The 1,561-nt window shown below is 41.4% G+C and carries 2 protein-coding genes; one reads left to right on the top strand and one right to left on the bottom strand.

The annotated features are described in order from the left end of the window. Positions 1-255, top strand: a 255-nt coding sequence (locus GW12_RS05975) for a hypothetical protein (RefSeq protein ID WP_227504134.1), incomplete at its 5' end; no start/stop codon positions are given. A 100-nt stretch (positions 256-355) separates the two neighbouring features. On the opposite strand, the gene GW12_RS05970 is transcribed toward GW12_RS05975, so the two are convergent. After that, positions 356-1,264, bottom strand: a complete 909-nt coding sequence (locus tag GW12_RS05970; RefSeq protein WP_034584809.1) for a lysine exporter LysO family protein — start codon at positions 1,262-1,264, stop codon at positions 356-358. Positions 1,265-1,561: the final 297 nt, after the last annotated feature.

Below are 1,561 nucleotides of genomic sequence, written 5' to 3'. Positions count from 1 at the left end.
GGGATTCAGCGGACGCTTACAAAAGGGATGAAGATGAGAATAATCAAGACGCCAGAACAAAAGTTACTCGAGCAAAGTCTGGAAATGGATAGAATCGCAGATCAATTAGAACAGCAGGAAAAGCAGCAACAGCAGAGCCAATCAAGTTCTTGGGACTGGATGTCAGGCTTGGATGGTACTGATATTGTAGAGCTTGCTTCGGAGATGATGGAGACCGTAGGGGATGTTTTGAGTGGGGTAGATTTAAATTTTTAGTAATCCCTCCTGACCTCCCTTTCACAAAGGGAAGAGATCCTTCTTCTAAAAGACACGAGAAGTCCCCTCTTTAAAAAAGGGAAGATTTAGGGTATTAAAACTAAATTACCGCCAGCACACTCACTGCCACGGGTGCCAACAGTGACAAAATAAATCCGCTCAACATGGCATGTGGAATAAAATCATTGCCACAAGCCTGTTTGACCATTGGTAATGTAGCATCCATGGAGGTTGCACCTGCGGCTGCAATGGCAGCGCGTGGATATCGCCAGCCGATACAGTACATCAGTAAGATGGCAATGATTTCCCGAAACAGGTCATTCATCAAGGCGATGCTACCCAGTTCAGCATTTTTCAGTTCTGTGACCACAATGCCGCTCATGGAATAGAACCCATAGCCTTGAGAAAGCATGATCAGGTCTTGCAGCTTGATATCGGATTGCCAGGTCGCATATAGCAGCACACCAAGTACAGATCCAACAACACACCCCAATGGTACCAACAGGATTTTCCAGTTCAGCCAAGATCGATCCAAAGGTGAATAGGCGAGGTCTAGCCCGATTAAAAACATGAATACTAGCAGTAAATACCAGGTACTAATGTGAAGTTGAAGATCAAAATGATGCAAACTGAGCTGTAATAGATAACCTACAGCCAGCGCAATAAAGGCATAGCTGATATTGATTAGTGATTTGATCACCAGTTCAGCAGAGACTCGTCCAGTAGATTTCTGATAACCAATCCATTTAAACAGCAGGTAACAGCAGCTAAAGGCACCTAATGAGGTCAAGCTCGCAATCGTAAGAGAGGTACTAAGAATCTGGTAGGGATGCTGTAACTCATCCACAATTTGAGAAAATTCAAAAGCGATGCCGATCAGTAATACATAACTGAAATAGGGGAGTAAAGTAAAGGAAAGTTTAACTACGACTTTAGGCAGCTTTTTGGCAAACAGGAAGCCAATCGCAAGACAGAACAATAGTTGGAAGATAAGCCAGAAGGATTGCATAATCATGAAAAATTAAAATTTTGTTTATTATGCCATTTCCTTAAGTCTGATGCTGTTGTCTTATTCGGGGAGCTGAACAGCTTGCAGTCAGCTGGCGTAGCCCATTTGAACGTGAGCCAATTTTTTTAAATATAAGTCGGCTGTTAAAATAGATTTGGCAAAATACTTGATACAGATTGAATATTTTGCATTACCTACTGGGCTGCTGGTTATGAAAATATTGTAAATTTTTAAATAGTCATACGCCAATCTCAACTTTTTAAGTCATTGAAATAAAAAGGACATAACCTCATTTTA

Source organism: Acinetobacter sp. HR7, from assembly GCF_000773685.1.
Classification (GTDB): Bacteria; Pseudomonadota; Gammaproteobacteria; order Pseudomonadales; family Moraxellaceae; genus Acinetobacter; species Acinetobacter thermotolerans.
The sequence above is the reverse complement of the archived record's forward strand: the minus strand, read 5'-3'. Positions and strand labels throughout refer to the sequence as shown.